This is a genomic window from Ewingella sp. AOP9-I1-14, from assembly GCF_052375995.1.
Classification (GTDB): domain Bacteria; phylum Pseudomonadota; class Gammaproteobacteria; order Enterobacterales; family Enterobacteriaceae; genus Ewingella; species Ewingella allii.
This window is the reverse complement of sequence record NZ_JBQSVA010000001.1, coordinates 645164-663773: the sequence shown is the minus strand read 5'-3', so window position 1 is coordinate 663773 and position 18610 is coordinate 645164. Positions and strand designations below refer to the sequence as shown.

Sequence of the window (18610 nt, the reverse complement as noted above, 5' to 3'; positions counted from 1 at the left end):
ATCCCAGAACAAGGGACGCGCTGTCGAACGATATACGCCAACCCGGCAAGAATTTTTGATTAACGCCCGCTGAAAGGTGGGCCACGTGGAAGCATGCTGACTATGGCTACGATTCATGTAGACGGCAAAGAATACGATGTAAATGGAGCGGACAACCTGTTGCAGGCTTGCCTCTCTCTTGGCCTCGATATTCCTTATTTTTGCTGGCATCCGGCGCTGGGAAGCGTCGGCGCTTGCCGCCAATGTGCGGTTAAGCAATACCAAAACGCGGAAGATACGCGCGGTCGTTTGGTGATGTCTTGTATGACACCGGCATCCGATGGCACGTTTATCTCCATCAATGACGGCGAAGCCAAAGAGTTCCGTGAGAGCGTGGTTGAGTGGTTGATGACTAACCACCCACACGACTGTCCGGTGTGTGAAGAGGGCGGCAACTGCCACTTGCAGGATATGACGGTCATGACCGGTCATAGCATGCGTCGCTATCGCTTCACCAAACGTACTCATAACAACCAAGATCTCGGCCCGTTCATCTCTCACGAAATGAACCGCTGTATCGCTTGCTACCGTTGTGTCCGTTACTACAAGGACTACGCGGATGGTAAAGACTTGGGCGTTTACGGCGCACATGACAACGTCTACTTCGGTCGCCCGGAAGATGGCCCGCTGGAAAGCGAGTTCTCCGGTAACCTGGTAGAAGTCTGCCCGACCGGCGTGTTCACCGACAAAACGCACTCCGAGCGTTATAACCGTAAATGGGACATGCAGTTTGCGCCAAGCATCTGCCAACAGTGTTCCGTCGGTTGTAACACCAGCCCGGGTGAGCGCTATGGCGAACTGCGTCGTATCGAAAACCGTTATAACGGCACCGTGAACCACTACTTCCTCTGCGACCGTGGTCGTTTCGGCTATGGCTATGTCAATGCCAAAGACCGTCCGAAGAAACCACAGCAGCTGCGTGGCAACGACTGGATCGAACTGAACGCTGAACAAGCGATGCAGGGCGCGGCAGATATTCTGCGTCAGTCGAAAAAAGCCATCGGTATTGGTTCTCCGCGCGCAAGCCTCGAAAGCAACTTCGCGCTGCGCGAGCTGGTCGGCGCAGAGAACTTCTACACCGGTATCAACGCAGCCGAACAAGGCCGCCTTGAGCTGATGCTCAACGTTCTGCGCAACAGCGGCGTTCACACGCCAGCCCTGCGTGAAATCGAAGACTACGACGCCGTACTGGTGCTGGGTGAAGATTTAACCCAAACCGGCGCGCGCATTGCCCTGTCTGTTCGTCAGGCAGTAAAAGGCAAAGCTCGCGCAATGGCTGCGGCACAGCGCGTTGCCGACTGGCAAATCGCGGCGGTGCAGAACATCGGTCAGCACGCTAAGCACCCGCTGTTTATCACCAACGTTGATAACACCAAGCTGGATGACATCGCGGCATACAACTACCGCGCGCCGGTGGATGAGCAAGCCCGCTTCGGCTTCGCTATCGCCCACGGGTTGGACGAGTCTGCTCCGGCTGTCACCGACCTGGCTGAAGGCCTCGACAAGAAAATCGACGTGATCGTGCAGGCATTGGCCGGCGCACGTAAACCGCTGATCATTACCGGCAGCAATGCGGGTAGCGACGCCATCATCGAAGCGGCAGCCAACGTGGCGAAAGCTTTGAAAGTGCGCGGCAGCGATGTCGGCATCACCTTCGTCGCGACTTCTTCTAACAGCATCGGTCTGTCAATGATTGGCGGCGGTACTTTGGACGCCGCGCTCGAACTGTTGGCTAACGGCGGCGCAGACAGCGCAATCGTGATGGAAAATGACCTTTACCGTCAGGCGCCAGAAGCCAAAGTTGATGCAGCATTAGCTAAAGTTGAAAACCTGCTGGTTGTTGACCATCAGCGTACCCGCATCATGGACAAAGCGACGCTTATCCTGCCTGCGGCCAGCTTCGCAGAAAGTGACGGTACCGTGGTTAACCAGGAAGGCCGCGCCCAGCGCTTCTTCCAGGTTTATGACCCGGCTTACTACGACACTTCCGTTGCGATGCTGGAAAGCTGGCGTTGGATGCACTCGCTGCACTCAACCCTTAACAGCCGTCACGTTGACTGGACTCAGTTAGACCACGTGATCGAAGCCTGCGTCGCCGCTCTGCCACAGCTGAAAGGCATGGTTGAAGCTGCACCAAACGCCAGCTTCCGCATTCGCGGTCAGAAACTGGCGCGTTCTCCGCACCGTTCGAGTGGCCGTACTGCGATGCGCGCTAACATCAGCGTGCATGAACCACGTCAGCCGCAAGATAAAGACACCATGTTTGCCTTCTCCATGGAAGGGAACAACAACCCGTTAGCTGAACGTAATCAGGTGCCGTTTGCCTGGGCGCCGGGTTGGAACTCACCACAAGCCTGGAACAAGTTCCAGAGCGAAGTCGGTGGCAGTCTGCGTTTTGGCGATCCGGGCGTGCGTATGATTGAAGCAGGCGAGGGCAGCCTTGACTACTTCACCACCATTCCTGCGGCCTTCGCGGCGGAAAGTAACCAATGGCGCGTTGCTCCTTACTACCACCTGTTTGGTAGTGAAGAGATGAGCCAGCGTTCGCACGTGATCCAGCAGCGTATGCCACAGCCTTACGTGATGGTTAACCCAGCCGATGCGGCGCAGTTGGGCGTTAACGCCGGTGCTCAGGTGGAATTCACCTGCGGCGGCCAGACCCTGACTCTGCCAGTTCGTTTGAGCGAAACCTTGCATCAGGGACAGGTTGGTCTGCCACTGGGCTTGCCGGGAATTTCTCCGGTTCTGGTGGGCGCAACGGTTGAAAATCTGCGGGAGGCAACACGATGAGCTGGTTTACACCTGAAGTGATTGAGGTGCTGATTGCGGTTCTGAAAGCCGTCGTGATCTTGCTGGTCGTGGTGGTGTGTGGCGCATTCATGAGCTTCGGCGAACGTCGTCTGCTCGGTCTGTTCCAGAACCGTTACGGACCGAACCGTGTTGGCTGGGGCGGCTCTTTGCAGCTCGTTGCTGACATGATCAAAATGTTCTTTAAAGAAGACTGGGTTCCGCGCTTCACTGACCGCGCGATCTTCACTTTGGCTCCAATGATTGCGTTCAGTTCGATGCTGATCTCTTTCGCTATCGTGCCAGTGAGCTCAACGTGGTTCGCCGCTGACTTGAACATCGGCATCCTGTTCTTCCTGATGATGGCGGGTTTGACCGTCTACGCCGTGCTGTTCGCTGGCTGGTCCAGTAACAACAAATACTCCCTGTTGGGGGCAATGCGTGCGTCGGCCCAGACCCTGAGCTACGAAGTGTTCCTCGGCCTGTCTCTGATGGGCGTGGTAGCACAGGCGGGTTCCTTCAATATGCAGGACATCGTTAACTCACAGGCCCACATGTGGAACATCATTCCGCAGTTCTTCGGCTTTGTGACCTTTGCGATTGCCGGCGTTGCGGTATGTCACCGTCACCCATTCGACCAACCGGAAGCTGAGCAAGAGCTGGCCGACGGTTACCACATTGAATATTCCGGTATGAAATTCGGTCTGTTCTTCGTGGGCGAATATATCGGTATCGTTACCGTGTCAGCGCTGATTGTGACGCTGTTCTTCGGTGGCTGGCAGGGTCCATTCCTGCCGCCGTTTATCTGGTTTGCGCTGAAAACCGCTTTCTTCATGGTGATGTTCATTTTGATCCGTGCTGCTTTGCCGCGTCCCCGCTACGACCAGGTGATGTCTTTCGGCTGGAAAGTTTGCCTGCCGTTGACCTTGCTTAACCTGTTGGCGACCGCTGCGGTCATCTTGTACAACGCGCAATAAGGGGTGATTTAGCCATGACATTGAAAGAGATAGTTGTCGGGTTCGGCACCCAGGTTCGCAGCTTGTGGATGATAGGCATGCATGCCTTCGCCAAGCGCGAAACCCAGATGTACCCGGAAGAGAAAGTTAACGTACCTGCGCGCTATCGTGGACGTATCGTGCTGACGCGCGATCCGGACGGCGAAGAGCGTTGCGTTGCTTGTAACCTGTGTGCGGTAGCCTGTCCAGTAGGCTGTATTTCGCTGCAAAAAGCTGAACATAAAGACGGTCGTTGGTATCCGGAGTTCTTCCGCATCAACTTCTCGCGCTGCATTTTCTGCGGTTTGTGTGAAGAAGCTTGCCCGACTACGGCCATTCAGTTGACGCCAGACTTTGAGCTCGGTGAGTTCAAACGTCAGGATCTGGTGTATGAGAAAGAAGATCTGTTGATCTCGGGTCCGGGTAAATATCCGGAATATAACTTCTACCGGATGGCCGGTATGGCAGTTGACGGCAAGTCGAAAGGCGAAGCTGAAAACGAAGCCAAACCGATCAACGTCAAAGGTCTGTTGCCTTAAGGAGCCGCAAGCATGGAATTTGCATTTTACATTGCAGCCGTGGTGGCCGTGTTGGCGACGTTGCGTGTTATCACGCACACCAACCCGGTTCACGCATTGCTGTATCTGATCGTCTCGCTTCTGGCGATCGCCGCGGTGTTCTTCTCGCTGGGCGCGTACTTCGCCGGTGCGTTGGAAATCATCGTTTATGCCGGTGCCATTATGGTGCTGTTCGTGTTCGTGGTGATGATGCTGAACTTGGGCAATGTCGAAGAACAAGAACGTGCATGGCTGAAACCGGCGACCTGGATTGGGCCTTCCATCCTGTCGCTGGTCCTGCTGGGCGTGATGATCACCTCGATTCTTGGTCTGCACACTCACGGCATCGAAGGCACCATGGTAGACGCGAAGGCAGTCGGCATCGCGCTGTTTGGTCCTTACGTTCTGGCGGTTGAATTGGCATCTATGTTGCTGCTCGCCGGTTTGGTTGTTGCCTTCCACATTGGCCGCGAAAGCAAGCCGGGCGAAGTGTTCGGTGACGCACCAGCGACCACTGAGATGGCGAAAAGAAAAACGGAGGAGAGAGCATGATCCCTCTACAGCATGGCCTGATTCTGGCCGCAATTCTGTTTGTTTTGGGGCTGACCGGGCTGCTTGTCCGTCGCAACCTGCTGTTTATGCTGATCAGCCTGGAAGTGATGATCAACGCAGCGGCGTTGGCGTTCATCGTGGCTGGGAGCTATTGGGGGCAAGCTGATGGTCAGGTGATGTACATCCTGGCAATCAGTCTGGCAGCGGCTGAGGCCAGTATCGGTCTGGCGTTGCTGTTGCAACTCTATCGCCGTCGCCACACCCTGAATATCGACACTGTCAGTGAGATGCGCGGATGAACCTATTATATTTAACAATTCTGTTCCCGCTGATTGGCTTCGTTCTGCTGGCCTTCTCACGCGGTCGCTGGTCTGAGAATACTTCCGCCACCGTAGGTGTGGGTTCTATTGGTCTGGCTGCGCTGACGACCCTGTATGTCGGTATTGATTTCATGACGCAGCGCGCTGCGGGCCATGAAGTTTTCAACCAGAACCTGTGGAACTGGATGCAAGTGGGCGACTTCAACATCGCCGCTACCCTGACGCTGGATGGCTTGTCGATGACCATGTTGTCCGTGGTGACCGGCGTGGGCTTCTTCATTCACATGTTCGCGTCTTGGTACATGCGCGGTGAAGAGGGCTACTCGCGCTTCTTCGCTTACACCAACTTGTTTATCGCCAGCATGGTGATTCTGGTACTGGCAGACAACCTGTTGCTGATGTACCTCGGTTGGGAAGGCGTGGGCCTGTGCAGCTACTTGCTGATCGGTTTCTACTACACCCACCCAGCCAACGGCGCTGCTGCGATGAAAGCTTTCATCGTGACCCGCGTTGGTGACGTGTTCTTAGCCTTCGCACTGTTCATCCTGTACCGCGAGTTGGGTACGCTGAACTTCCGCGAGCTGATGGTACTGGCTCCGCAGAAACTGGCCGTTGGCGACACCGCTATCACTTGGGCGACGCTAATGTTGCTCGGTGGGGCAGTGGGTAAATCTGCACAGCTTCCGCTGCAAACCTGGTTGGCTGACGCCATGGCTGGTCCAACGCCGGTATCTGCGTTGATCCACGCCGCGACCATGGTTACCGCCGGTGTTTACCTGATTGCACGTACTCATGGCCTGTTCCTGATGGCGCCTGAAGTGCTGCACCTGGTAGGTATTGTTGGCGCAGTGACGCTGGTTCTGGCAGGTTTTGCCGCACTGGTTCAGACCGACATCAAACGTGTTCTCGCTTACTCCACCATGAGCCAGATTGGCTACATGTTCTTGGCATTGGGCGTGCAGGCGTGGGATGCCGCCATCTTCCACCTGATGACGCACGCGTTCTTCAAAGCGCTGCTGTTCCTTTCGTCTGGTTCGGTCATTTTGGCCTGCCACCACGAACAGAACATCTTCAAGATGGGTGGCCTGCGTAAATCGATTCCTCTGGTGTATGTCTGCTTCCTGGTCGGTGGTGCAGCCCTGTCTGCCTTGCCACTTATCACCGCGGGCTTCTTCAGTAAGGATGAAATTCTGGCGGGTGCATGGGCAAACGGCCATCTCAATCTGATGATTGCAGGTCTGGTCGGGGCGTTTATGACTTCCCTATATACCTTCCGCATGATCTTCATCGTGTTCCACGGCGAAGAGAAGATTAAAGCGCATGCGGGCAAAGGCATTACTCACCATCTGCCACTGCTGGTGCTGTTGGTATTGTCCACCTTCATCGGTGCGATGATCGTGCCACCGTTGAAAGGCGTACTGCCTGAGACGACTGAGCTGGCGCACGGCAGTGTACTGACCCTGGAAATCACCTCGGGCGTTGTGGCGATTGTTGGCATCTTGCTGGCAGCCGCGCTGTACCTTGGCAAACGCTCACTGGTAAACAGCATCGCGAAAAGCGCCATTGGCCGCTTCTTCACGGTCTGGTGGTTCCACGCGTGGGGCTTCGACTGGTTATACGACATGATTTTCGTCAAGCCGTATCTGGCCATCGCTAAGCTGCTGCAACGTGATCCACTGAATTCACTGATGAATCTGCCTGCTGTGTTCTCCCGTTTGGGGAACCGTGGCTTGACGCTAAGTGAAAACGGTCAGACACGCTGGTATGTCGCGTCCATGGGTTTGGGAGCAGTGGTTGTTTTGGCACTGTTGCTGATTCTTTAAGAACAGATAGTACGAACAAATAGGGACACAAAACGCCATGCTACTTCCTTGGCTAATTCTTATCCCCTTTATCGGCGGGCTGCTGTGTTGGCAGACTGAGCGTTTCGGCAGCAAAGTACCGCGCTGGATTGCGCTGATCTCGATGGGGTTGACCTTAGCACTGTCCCTGCAACTGTGGTTGCAGGGTGGTTATTCATTAACTAGCCCGACCGGCATTCCACAATGGCAGTCAGAGTTCTCTGTGCCGTGGATCCCGCGCTTTGGTATCAGCTTCCACTTGGCACTGGACGGTCTGTCCTTGCTGATGGTGGTGCTGACCGGGTTACTCGGCGTCTTGGCTATCCTCTGTTCATGGCGTGAAATCCAGAAGTATCAGGGTTTCTTCCACCTGAACTTACTGTGGATCCTCGGCGGCGTGATCGGCGTGTTCTTGGCTATCGACATGTTCCTGTTCTTCTTCTTCTGGGAAATGATGTTGGTGCCGATGTACTTCCTGATTGCCTTGTGGGGACACAAAGCGTCAGACGGTAAAACACGTATCAGCGCAGCAACCAAGTTCTTCATCTATACCCAGTCCAGCGGTCTGGTGATGTTGATTGCGATCCTCGGTCTAGTCTTCGTGCACTACAACGCGACCGGCACCTGGACCTTCAACTACGCTGACTTGCTGAAGACTCCGATGTCGCACAACGTTGAATACCTGCTGATGCTGGGCTTCTTCATCGCCTTCGCGGTGAAAATGCCGGTCGTGCCATTGCACGGCTGGTTGCCAGATGCACACAGCCAGGCACCAACGGCGGGTTCTGTTGACCTGGCGGGTATCTTGCTGAAAACCGCGGCCTACGGCATGTTGCGCTTCATGTTGCCATTCTTCCCGAATGCGTCGCATGAGTTTGCGCCAATAGCTATGTGGCTGGGCGTTATCGGTATCTTCTACGGCGCGTGGATGGCGTTCTCTCAGACCGATATCAAGCGTCTGATTGCTTACACCTCTGTTTCGCACATGGGCTTTGTACTGATTGCTATCTTCACCGGCAGCCAACTGGCTTACCAGGGCGCTGTGATTCAGATGATTGCTCACGGCCTGTCTGCGGCAGGTATGTTCATCATCTGCGGCCAGTTGTACGAGCGTCTGCATACTCGCGATATGCGTCTGATGGGCGGACTGTGGGGGCGGATTAAGTACCTGCCTGCGCTGTCACTGTTCTTCGCAGTGGCAACACTGGGTATGCCGGGCACCGGTAACTTCGTCGGTGAATTCATGATCCTGTTTGGCAGCTTCCCGATTGTTCCGGTGATCACTGTCATCTCGACCTTCGGTCTGGTCTTTGCTTCGGTTTACTCTTTGGTGATGATGCAGCGCGCTTACTACGGCAAAGCAAAATCAGAAGAGCCGTTGCAGGGCATGACCGCACGCGAACTGTCTATCATTCTGCTGTTAGTGGTACTGCTGGTGGCGCTGGGTGTTTATCCTCAGCCAATCCTCGATACCTCTAGCGCGGCGATGGCTAACGTGCAGCACTGGTTCGGATCATCAGTTTCAACAATTTCAACGACAAGGCCGTAACTCGCCATGACATTTACACTTCAAAATCTGATCGCACTGTTACCGCTGATGATCGTCGGATTGACAGTGGTGGTGGTGATGCTGTCCATTGCGTGGCGACGCGACCATTTCCTGAATGCCACACTGACAGTTATCGGTCTGAACGTGGCTCTGCTTTCCCTCTACTATGTAGGGCAGGTCGGGCCGCAGGACGTCACCCCACTGCTTCGTGTTGACGGTTACTCAATGTTCTACATTGGGTTGGTATTGCTGGCGAGTTTGGCTACCAGCACCTTTGCCTATCCTTGGCTGGCCGGTTATCCGGACAACCGGGAAGAGTTCTACCTGTTGGTGCTGATTGCCGCACTGGGTGGCATTCTGCTGGCATGCTCTAACCATCTGGCGTCAATGTTCCTCGGAATCGAACTGATTTCGTTGCCACTGTTCGGCCTGATTGGTTATGCCTACCGTCAAAAACGTTCGCTTGAAGCCAGCATCAAATACATGCTGCTCTCCGCTGCTGCGTCGTCATTCCTGCTGTTCGGCATGGCGCTGATTTACGCGCAGTCTGGTGATCTGAGCTTCGTCGCGCTGGGTAAAAACCTGGCCGACGGCGTGATGCTGCACCAGCCGCTGCTGCTGGCAGGTCTGGGCATGATGATTGTGGGTCTGGGCTTCAAACTGTCACTGGTTCCTTTCCACCTGTGGACACCAGACGTGTATCAGGGCGCGCCGGCTCCGGTTTCAACCTTCCTGGCGACTGCCAGCAAGATTGCTATCTTCGCCGTGGTTATGCGTTTATTCCTGTACGCACCGGTGGCCGACAGCGAAGCGATTCGCGTCGTACTGGGCATCATCGCCTTCTGCTCGATTCTGGTCGGTAACCTGATGGCTATCAGCCAGAGCAACATCAAGCGCCTGTTGGGTTACTCCTCAATCGCGCACTTGGGTTACCTGCTGGTGGCGCTGATTGCAGTACAGACTCACCAGCTGTCGATGGAAACCGTCGGGGTTTACCTGGCCGGTTATCTGTTCAGCAGCTTGGGCGCCTTCGGCGTGGTTAGCCTGATGTCTAGCCCGTACAAAGGTCCGGACGCAGAATCACTGTTCTCTTACCGTGGTCTGTTCTGGCACAAGCCAATCCTGTCTGCGGTAATGACCGTGATGATGCTGTCACTGGCCGGTATCCCAATGACCTTAGGCTTTATCGGTAAGTTCTACGTGATTGCGACCGGCGTGACCGCGCATCTGTGGTGGCTGACCGGTGCCGTGGTGGTGGGTTCGGCGATTGGTCTTTACTACTACCTGCGCGTGACCGTGAGCTTGTACCTGAGCGCACCTGACAAGCTGGTTCGCGATACGCCAAACAACTGGGCGTTGACTGCGGGTGGTGTGGTTGTGCTGATTTCGGCGATCTTGGTTCTGCTGCTCGGTATCTATCCACAGCCGCTGATCACGCTAGTTCAGATGGCGCAACCGCTGTTCTGATAGCCTGACGCAGTAGCAAAACTGAAAACCGCTCATTTCGATGGGCGGTTTTTTTATGGGCGCTATTTGTACAATCCATTGCAATAATGTGATGCAAGTCACGTTTGTATGTACGTTCAGCAATAAATTACATCGATATTGTGATCTAACCCATTCCATTATTTTTGCCGATGCGTAAACTGCGCGCTTGTTCAGAATCGCACAGGATTTACACATCATGAACGTATTGGTGATGATCGCCATTACCACCGGCATTCTCTCCGGCATCTGGGGCTGGGTGGCTATTAGTCTGGGACTGATTAGCTGGGCTGGCTTTCTCGGCTGTACGGCTTATTTCGCCTGCCCGAAGGGCGGTTTGCGCGGTCTGGTCATCAGCACGCTGACCTGCCTGAGTGGCGTGTTCTGGGCCGAAGTGATTATTGCTGGCAGCTCGCTGCGCCCTGAGTGGACTCTGCTGGGCTACATGCTCACCGGCGTGGTCGCCTTCCTGATGTGTTTCCAAGCCTGGCAACAGTGGCTGGCCTTCGTGCCGGGGACTTTCATCGGCGCCTGTGCCACTTTCGCTGCCCAAGGCGACTGGCGTCAGGTGGTGTTATCCCTGCTGGTCGGCCTGCTGTTTGGCTATGCGATGAAAAATAGCGGCCTGTGGCTGGCGGAGCGCCGTGAAAAGCAGCGTGCTTCGGCTCAACAATCGGCGAGCGATAAGCCGCCATTCCCGCCGGTGACGCGGTCAGAAGGTTCTTAAAAGACCGTCGACAGCGGCTCTCTCCGTTTTTGATCCTGCGTTTATGGCAAATCTGCGCTAGGGTTAATGGGTATCGTGATAATCACAAAATAAGGAGATAACCATGTCGAACCAATTTGAACCGCAGCAGGCGTCACTGGACGATGATTTAAGAATGCTTTCCGAAACGCTTGAAGAGGTGCTGAAATCCTCCGGTGACAAAGCAGATGAAAAATATATCGAGATTAAAAGCCGCGCGGAGCAGGCGTTGGAAGAGGTAAAATCTCGCCTGAGCAACGGTGCGAACTCTTACTGCGCTAAGGCGCGTCAGGTGGCTGAGCAAACCGACAGCTACGTGCGCGAAAACCCGTGGCACGGCGTAGGTGCCGGTGCAGCCGTGGGTTTGGTGATCGGCTTACTGCTGCGTCGCTAAGCTAAGCTCGGCAATATCGTCCCAGAGGCAGCTTCGGCTGCCTCTCTGTTTTCTGCCTTATAACCCCTCTGAATGAGTCACTACCCCTTCATATCTACAGGCTCTGGCTCTGCCTTGATCTGCCGCATATTTTAAATCCCGCTAACGCCGCATAATTCACCCGTACTTGATCTAACCCGTTTTTTGATCCAGAAGGGCATTCTGCCTGACATCAAACCATTCGGATGCGGCTGAGGTGGCGGTGAAACAGATTTCAGCAATTCTTGACCAGTTGGATTCGGCGCTGTTGGGGAGTTTTCCCGACACGGCTGGCCTCCGGCAGTTCACTTATCGACTCCCTGAACAACCCCACGGCGGCATGCTGGAATGGCTCGACGCCCAGCCTTGTTACCCAAAATTCTACTGGCAGCAGCGCGACGACGCCGAAGAAGTGGTGCTGTGCGGCGACGCGGCAAACTTCGATGACATGACTTCCGCCCAGCACTTCTTAAAGCAATATTCGGACTTTCCTGAACTGCGCATTTGGGGGCTGAATGCCTTCAACGACGGCATGGGCGGCGCACAGGCCAGCCACGCGCTGTTTCTGCCGCGTATTGAAATCAGCCGTCGCGACGGCCAGTGCATTTTGCGTTGCCAGCTTTATAGCCCGGTTTCTCTGCGCGAAGAAGCCCATAGAGTGCACGTCTTTCTCCGCACCTTGGTCAGCGCTCGCGCCTTACCGGCGCTGAAATCTCAGGTGGTGCGCTACCAGCATCTGCCCACTCAGCCGCAGTGGGCGCGAATGATCGACGCCGTGCTCAGGGGGATTAAGCATAACCAGTTCGACAAAGTGGTGCTGGCGCGCAAAACCACGCTGGCCCTCAGCCAGCCGCTGAATCCGGCCTCTTTTCTGGCCGCCAGCCGCGCGGTGAATCACCACTGTTACCACTTCATGCTGGCGTTTGCGCCGCAGCAGGCATTCCTTGGCTCCAGCCCTGAGCGGCTGTTCCTGCGCGAAAAGCGCCAACTCTTTACCGAAGCGCTGGCCGGAACCGTGGCCGCCGCCGATGACCATCAGCAAGCCCGCGCCCTTGGCCAGTGGCTGCTCAACGACCCTAAAAACCAGCGTGAAAATATGCTGGTGGTTGACGACATTTGCCAGCGATTGCAGGGCGGGGCGCGCTCTTTGGACGTGATGCCCGCCGAAATCCTTCGCCTGCGCAAAGTGCAGCATCTGCGTCGCAGCATTCAGGCCGTGCTGGCGAAAGCTGACGACGCCGACTGCCTGCAACGCCTGCAACCCACCGCCGCCGTGGCCGGCTTGCCGCGTCAGGCCGCGCGAGAATTTATTGCTCGCCACGAACCTTTTGATCGCCAGTGGTACGCCGGTTCGGCGGGCTATCTCAGCCTGACGCGCAGCGAATTCACCGTGGCGCTGCGCTCGGCCGCCGTGAAAGGCAGCCAGCTCGAGCTGTTTGCCGGGGCGGGAATTGTCGCCGGTTCAGACGCCGCGCAGGAGTGGCAGGAGATAGAAAATAAAGCCGCAGGGCTGCGCACCCTGTTAGACGAGGGGGCGCACTCGGCCGAGTCCGCCGGACAGCAGTACCATGAACTGCCTGCCGTTAGGGCGGGCTGAATCGGGTTCGCCGGAGTCAATCCATGCCATCAACACAAGCTACCGCCATGTTTAATCGCCGCTGGGCCACGCTGATATTAGAAGCCTTAACCCGCCATCAGGTGCAGCACGTCTGCATCGCGCCCGGCTCGCGCTCAACCCCACTGACGCTGGCGGCGGCGAGCAACTCCAAGCTGATTTGCCACACCCATTTTGATGAGCGCGGCCTGGGGCATCTCGCCCTCGGCTTAGCCAAGGCCAGCGGCCAGCCGGTGGCGGTGATTGTCACTTCCGGCACGGCGGTGGCGAATCTCTATCCGGCGATTATCGAAGCCGGGCTGACCGGCGAACGGCTGATCATGCTCACCGCCGATCGCCCGCCGGAGCTTATCGACTGCGGCGCCAATCAGGCCATTCGTCAGCCAGAACTGTTTGCCAGCCACCCACGGCAAAACCTCAATCTACCGCGACCGACGCCGGACATCAGCGCACGCTGGCTGGTATCGGCTATCGACAACGGCCTGTCAGCGCTGGAGCACGGTGCCATGCACATCAACTGTCCGTTCGCCGAGCCGCTGTACGGCGAGGAGGGGGATGACTATCTCGACTGGTCGCAGGCGCTGGGCGAATGGTGGCAGGGCTGCCAGCCTTGGCTGCGCACGCCTCAAACTCTGCGTCAGCCGGTTGAAGCCGACTGGGCGCAGTGGCGGCAAAAGCGCGGAGTGATTATCGCCGGGCGCATCGCCGCCGAAGAGGGCGAACAGCTGGCGCGGTGGGCTAAAACCCTCGGCTGGCCGCTAATCAGCGACGTGCAATCGCAAACCGGCAACCCGCTGCCCTGTGCCGACCTGTGGCTGGCGCACCCAGAGGCCCGACAGACATTGGCTCAGGCGGAATTAGTGATTCAGTTTGGCGGCAGCCTGACCGGCAAACGCCTGTTGCAGTGGCAGGCCGCCTGCCAGCCGCAGGAATATTGGCTGATAGACTCCATGCCCGGCCGCCTCGACCCGGCGCAGCATCAGGGGCGGCGGATCCAAATCGCCGTCAGCGAATGGCTGAAGCTGCACCCCGCCGAGCCTCAACAGCCTTGGGCCAGGGCGCTAAATTCTCTTTCTCAACGCGTGATGGCTCTGGTCGAAAGCCGTCTGGCGAGCCATTTTGGCGAAGCTTCTCTGGCGCGCCATTTACCGGCCTTGCTGCCAGCCAACGGCCAGCTGTTTGTCGGCAACAGTCTGGTGGTCAGGCTGGTGGACTCGCTGGCGCAGCTTCCGGCGGGTTATCCACTGTTTGCCAATCGCGGGGCCAGCGGCATCGACGGGCTGATTTCTACCGCCGCCGGAGTGCAACGCGCCACGCAGAAACCGACGCTCATCCTGATTGGCGATCTCTCTGCGCTGTACGATTTAAACGCGCTGGCCCTGCTGCGCCAATGCTCCGCGCCAACGGTGATGGTGGTGGTGAACAACAACGGCGGGCAGATTTTCTCTTTGTTGCCGACGCCAGAGGAGCAGCGCCAGCGTTTTTACTGCATGCCGCAAGACGTGGAGTTTAGCCACGCGGCGGCGATGTTCGGCCTGCACTACGCCAGCCCGGCCAGCATGGATGAGCTAACCGACGCGGTGCAAAACGGCTGGCAGCGCCAAGGCGCGACGCTGGTCGAGCTAAAAGTGGCCAGCGGCGACGGCGCGGCGATGCTGCGCGAGCTGGTGGCTGAGGCGGGGGCGCTCTAATGCTCAATTGCCAGCAAGTTAATGCTCATCTCAGCGGCCGCCCTTGGTTGGTTATGCTTCACGGCCTGTTGGGTAGCGGCGAGGATTGGCAATCCCTGTTGCCGCACCTCGGCGAGTGGCCTTGTTTGCTGGTGGATTTGCCCGGGCACGGCCGCTCGGCCTCTATTACCGCCGCCGGTTTTGCCGACGTCAGCCAGCAACTCACCGCCACCTTGCAGCAGTTAGGTATCAATGATTACTGGCTGCTCGGTTATTCACTCGGCGGGCGAATCAGCCTCTATCACGCCTGCTATGGCGATAGCCGTGGCCTGCGAGGCGTGCTGGTGGAAGGGGCCAATCCCGGTCTGAAAACCCTGCGCGATCGCCAGCAGCGCCGTCATCACGACCAGCTGTGGACCACCCGTTTTCGCTTCCAGCCCATCGAGCAGGTGCTGCAACTCTGGTATCGCCAGCCGGTATTTGGCGACCTGAGCGACGCCCAGCGCCAGCGCTTGGTGGATTTACGCGCCAGCAACCACGGTCCGGCGATTGCCACCATGCTGGGAGCGACCTCTCTGGCGGTGCAGCCCGACCTGCGCCAGCCCTTGTCGCGCCTCGCGCTGCCGGTGGTATGGCTATGCGGCGCGCTGGATCAGAAATTTACCCTTCTCGCGCAGCAGGCCGGTTTCCCGCTGCGCACCATCGCCAATGCCGGGCATAACGCCCATCGCGCGAATCCGACTGAGTTTGCCCGTCAGGCGCTGGCATTCATTACTTCACCTGTCTTAAAGGAAGTTGAACATGATTTATCCTGATGAAAAAGAGCTGTACGCCCCGATTGAGTGGCTCGATTGCAGCGGCGAATTCGAAGATATTCGCTATCACAAGTCGGCGGACGGCATCGCCAAAATCACCATTAATCGCCCGCAGGTGCGCAACGCTTTCCGCCCGCTGACCGTCAAAGAGATGATCCGCGCGATGGAAGATGCGCGCTATGACGACAACATTGGCGTGATTGTGCTGACTGGCGAAGGCGACAAAGCCTTCTGCGCCGGTGGCGATCAGAAAGTGCGCGGCGACTACGGCGGCTATCAGGACGCTAGCGGCGTTCACCACCTGAACGTGCTCGACTTCCAGCGCCAAATCCGTACCTGTCCGAAGCCAGTAGTGGCGATGGTCGCCGGATTCTCCATCGGCGGCGGCCACGTGCTGCACATGATGTGTGACCTGACCATTGCCGCAGACAACGCGGTGTTCGGTCAGACCGGGCCGAAGGTCGGCTCCTTTGACGGCGGCTGGGGCGCTTCTTACATGGCGCGCATCGTCGGCCAGAAAAAGGCGCGCGAAATCTGGTTCCTTTGCCGCCAGTATGACGCCGCCGCCGCGCTGGACATGGGCTTGGTCAACACCGTGGTGCCACTGGCTGATTTGGAAAAAGAGACCGTGCGCTGGTGCCGCGAAATCCTACAAAACAGCCCAATGGCGCTGCGCTGCCTGAAAGCCGCGCTTAACGCCGACTGCGACGGGCAGGCCGGTTTGCAGGAGCTGGCGGGTAACGCCACCATGCTGTTCTACATGACCGACGAAGGTCAGGAAGGCCGCAACGCGTTTAACGAAAAACGCCAGCCGGACTTCAGCAAATTCAAGCGTAATCCTTAATGCGCCGCGCTACGCTGTACCGTTATAGCCTGCCGATGGAGGCGGGCATTGTGTTGAGAAATCAACGTCTGAAGACCCGCGACGGCCTGCTGGTACAGCTGTGGCAGGACGAAAAGTGCGGCTGGGGGGAAATTGCGCCGCTGCCGGGCTTTAGTCTGGAAAGCGTGGAACAGGCGCAGCAGGGCGTGCAGCATGCGCTGGCCCAGTGGCTGCAAGGGGCTTCGCTCGGCGCGCTGGCATCGGCCTTCAATGCCATGCCGTCGGTGGCTTTTGGTCTGAGCATGGCGGATGCCGAATTGCGCGACGCACTGCCGCAGACGGGGAATTACGCCTGCGCGCCCCTGTGTCACGGCGACCCAGACGCGCTCTATCAGCGACTTGCCCACCAGCCGATTGCCAAGGTGAAAGTCGGTTTGTACGAGGCGGTGGGGGATGGTTTGAATGTCAGCATGCTGCTCGAAGCCTTGCCGCACCTGCGTTTGCGGTTGGACGCCAACCGCAGCTGGACGCCCGCCAAGGCCGACGCCTTTGCGCGTTACGTGGCCCCCGCGCTGCGTTCGCGCATCGCCTTTATCGAAGAGCCTTGTCAGACCCGCGAACAGTCGCGCGAGTTTGCCCGCGCCAGCGGGATTGCCATTGCCTGGGATGAAAGCGTGCGCGAGGCGGGCTTTGAAATTCGCGCCGAACAGGGGCTGGCGGCGATTATTATCAAGCCGACCTTAACCGGCAGCCTGACGCGCTGCCGCGAACTGATTGCCAAAGCCCATCGCGCCGGGCTTGAGGCGGTGATCAGCTCAAGTATTGAGTCCAGCCTCGGTTTAACCCAGCTGGCGCGCATGGCCGCGTGGCTGACGCCCGACACCCAGCCGGGCCTCGACACGCTGGATCTCATCCAATCGCAGCTGGTCCGCCCTTGGCCTGACGCCGACCAACCCCTGCTGGATGAATCCGCGCTGGAGGTGGTATGGCAGAATTAACCCAGTGGCCGTGGCACGCCTGGGCGAGCAAAACGCCTTTTGCCATTGCCATTAAATCGGCGGGGAAAGCCTGGTGCTGGCAAGACTTGCAGCAGCGCGTTGACTCGCTGTGTGCCGGTTTCGTCCAGCAGGGCGTGGCCGAAGGCCGTGGCGTGGCGCTGCGTGGCAAAAATAGCCTTAACGCGCTGTTATGCTATCTGGCGCTGATTCAAGCCGGAGCCAGGCTTCTGCCGCTGAACCCGCAGCTGCCTGCCGCCTTGTGTGACCCATTATTACCCCAGTTGGATATCGACTTTATTCTCGACCTGAGCGATGAGCCGCTGGTCACTGAAATCCCTGCCCTGAGCCTGTTCCACGGCCATGGCGGGGTGACACCAAACTATCCGCCGCAGCGGATTGCCACCCTGACGTTAACCTCGGGTTCGAGCGGGCTGCCTAAAGCCGCCGCGCACAGCGTCGCGGCGCATCTAGCCAGCGCGCGCGGGGTGCTGGGCCTCATTCCTTTCAACGCGGGTAACGCCTGGCTGCTTTCGCTGCCGCTGTTTCACGTCTCCGGGCAGGGCATTGTCTGGCGCTGGCTGACCGCCGGTGCCCAGCTGGTGGTGGCCGAAGAGCGGCCGCTCGCTGAGGCGCTGCAAGACTGCAGTCACGCCTCGCTGGTGCCGACCCAGCTCTGGCGGCTGCTCAACAAGCAGCAGTTGCCCGCCTCGTTAACCGACGTGCTGCTCGGCGGGGCGGACATTCCCCTCGAGTTAACCCAGCGCGCCGAACGCGCCGGAGTTCGCTGCTGGTGTGGTTACGGCATGACGGAAACGGCGTCGACGGTGACGGCCAAACGCGCCGACGGTTCGGCGGGCGTCGGCGAGCCTCTGGCCGGGCGGGAAGTGATGATCGTCGAAGATGAAATCCTGATCCGCAGCGAAAGTCTGGCAGCCGGTTATTGGTGGCAGGGCAAGCTGACTCAGCTCACCGACGCCGACGGCTGGTTGCATACTCGAGACAGAGGCGCGTGGCGGGGCGATGAGCTGCACGTCGCCGGGCGGCTGGATAATCTGTTTTTCAGCGGCGGGGAGGGGATTCAGCCCGAGGACATCGAACGCGTGTTGGCGGCGCATCCGCGCGTTGAGCGCGCTTTCGTGTTGCCGATGGCTGACGCCGAATTTGGCCAGAGGCCGGTGGCGCTGATTGATCGCTCAGCAGAGATGCCGTTTGAGATGCTCTCCCAATGGCTGGAGGGCAAACTGGCGCGTTTCCAGCAGCCGGTGCGCTATTTCGACCTGCCTGCGGACATTGCGCAGGGGGGAATTAAAATCTCGCGTCGCCATCTTCAGGAGTGGCTTTCACAGCAAACCGCCTGAGATTTCAGTTCATTATCGCTAATAAAAAGGGCCGCTCTGCATTACAGGG

Annotated in this window: 16 protein-coding genes; all 16 read left to right on the top strand. The window is 57.9% G+C overall.

Annotated features, from left to right (window positions below; all coding sequences use genetic code 11):
- Positions 1-102 precede the first annotated feature (102 nt).
- The 16 genes from nuoG (at position 103) to menE (ending at position 18561) form a co-directional block, all read left to right on the top strand.
- Positions 103-2829 carry an NADH-quinone oxidoreductase subunit NuoG gene (gene nuoG, locus ACT3RT_RS03075; protein ID WP_353502766.1) on the top strand — a complete coding sequence of 909 codons (2727 nt, stop codon included), beginning with the start codon at positions 103-105 and terminating at the stop codon, positions 2827-2829.
- Entirely contained in the window at positions 2826-3803 is a 978-nt protein-coding gene (nuoH, locus tag ACT3RT_RS03070) for an NADH-quinone oxidoreductase subunit NuoH (RefSeq protein WP_034791755.1), read from the top strand. The genes nuoG and nuoH overlap by 4 nt, the downstream gene beginning before the upstream one ends.
- A gap of 14 nt (positions 3804-3817) precedes the next feature.
- The gene (nuoI, locus tag ACT3RT_RS03065; protein WP_034791754.1) at positions 3818-4360 is read left to right on the top strand and encodes an NADH-quinone oxidoreductase subunit NuoI; all 543 of its coding nucleotides are present in this window, start codon (positions 3818-3820) and stop codon (positions 4358-4360) included.
- 12 nt (positions 4361-4372) lie between these two features.
- On the top strand, positions 4373-4930 hold the full coding sequence (nuoJ, locus tag ACT3RT_RS03060) for an NADH-quinone oxidoreductase subunit J (RefSeq protein ID WP_353502765.1): 558 nt from the start codon (positions 4373-4375) through the stop codon (positions 4928-4930).
- Positions 4927-5229 carry an NADH-quinone oxidoreductase subunit NuoK gene (nuoK, locus tag ACT3RT_RS03055; protein ID WP_004936014.1) on the top strand — a complete coding sequence of 101 codons (303 nt, stop codon included), beginning with the start codon at positions 4927-4929 and terminating at the stop codon, positions 5227-5229. Before nuoJ ends, nuoK begins: the two co-directional genes overlap by 4 nt.
- Complete coding sequence (gene nuoL, locus ACT3RT_RS03050; protein ID WP_154146993.1) at positions 5226-7073, top strand: NADH-quinone oxidoreductase subunit L; 1848 nt, start codon at positions 5226-5228, stop codon at positions 7071-7073. The genes nuoK and nuoL overlap by 4 nt, the downstream gene beginning before the upstream one ends.
- Before the next feature lie 37 nt (positions 7074-7110).
- A complete protein-coding gene (gene nuoM / locus ACT3RT_RS03045) occupies positions 7111-8640 on the top strand; it encodes an NADH-quinone oxidoreductase subunit M (RefSeq protein ID WP_353502764.1) in 1530 nt (509 codons plus the stop codon).
- Between the two features lie 6 nt (positions 8641-8646).
- Positions 8647-10107 carry an NADH-quinone oxidoreductase subunit NuoN gene (gene nuoN, locus ACT3RT_RS03040; protein WP_396132416.1) on the top strand — a complete coding sequence of 487 codons (1461 nt, stop codon included), beginning with the start codon at positions 8647-8649 and terminating at the stop codon, positions 10105-10107.
- Positions 10108-10324: 217 nt separating this feature from the next.
- On the top strand, positions 10325-10852 hold the full coding sequence (locus ACT3RT_RS03035) for a DUF1097 domain-containing protein (RefSeq protein ID WP_496202478.1): 528 nt from the start codon (positions 10325-10327) through the stop codon (positions 10850-10852).
- 103 nt (positions 10853-10955) lie between these two features.
- Positions 10956-11264 (top strand): stress response protein ElaB, encoded by a 309-nt coding sequence (elaB, locus tag ACT3RT_RS03030; protein ID WP_034791744.1) that lies wholly within the window; start codon positions 10956-10958, stop codon positions 11262-11264.
- A gap of 241 nt (positions 11265-11505) precedes the next feature.
- The gene (gene menF, locus ACT3RT_RS03025; RefSeq protein ID WP_496202477.1) at positions 11506-12879 is read left to right on the top strand and encodes an isochorismate synthase MenF; all 1374 of its coding nucleotides are present in this window, start codon (positions 11506-11508) and stop codon (positions 12877-12879) included.
- A 23-nt stretch (positions 12880-12902) separates the two neighbouring features.
- A complete protein-coding gene (gene menD, locus ACT3RT_RS03020; protein WP_485901392.1) occupies positions 12903-14588 on the top strand; it encodes a 2-succinyl-5-enolpyruvyl-6-hydroxy-3-cyclohexene-1-carboxylic-acid synthase in 1686 nt (561 codons plus the stop codon).
- On the top strand, positions 14588-15382 hold the full coding sequence (gene menH / locus ACT3RT_RS03015) for a 2-succinyl-6-hydroxy-2,4-cyclohexadiene-1-carboxylate synthase (protein ID WP_496202476.1): 795 nt from the start codon (positions 14588-14590) through the stop codon (positions 15380-15382). Before menD ends, menH begins: the two co-directional genes overlap by 1 nt.
- Positions 15369-16226: a 1,4-dihydroxy-2-naphthoyl-CoA synthase gene (gene menB, locus ACT3RT_RS03010; protein WP_034791738.1), complete on the top strand. Its 858-nt coding sequence runs from the start codon at positions 15369-15371 to the stop codon at positions 16224-16226. The genes menH and menB overlap by 14 nt, the downstream gene beginning before the upstream one ends.
- Complete coding sequence (menC, locus tag ACT3RT_RS03005; protein WP_496199896.1) at positions 16226-17203, top strand: o-succinylbenzoate synthase; 978 nt, start codon at positions 16226-16228, stop codon at positions 17201-17203. The genes menB and menC overlap by 1 nt, the downstream gene beginning before the upstream one ends.
- Positions 17191-18561 (top strand): o-succinylbenzoate--CoA ligase, encoded by a 1371-nt coding sequence (menE, locus tag ACT3RT_RS03000; RefSeq protein ID WP_485901386.1) that lies wholly within the window; start codon positions 17191-17193, stop codon positions 18559-18561. The genes menC and menE overlap by 13 nt, the downstream gene beginning before the upstream one ends.
- The last annotated feature ends 49 nt before the right edge of the window (positions 18562-18610 follow it).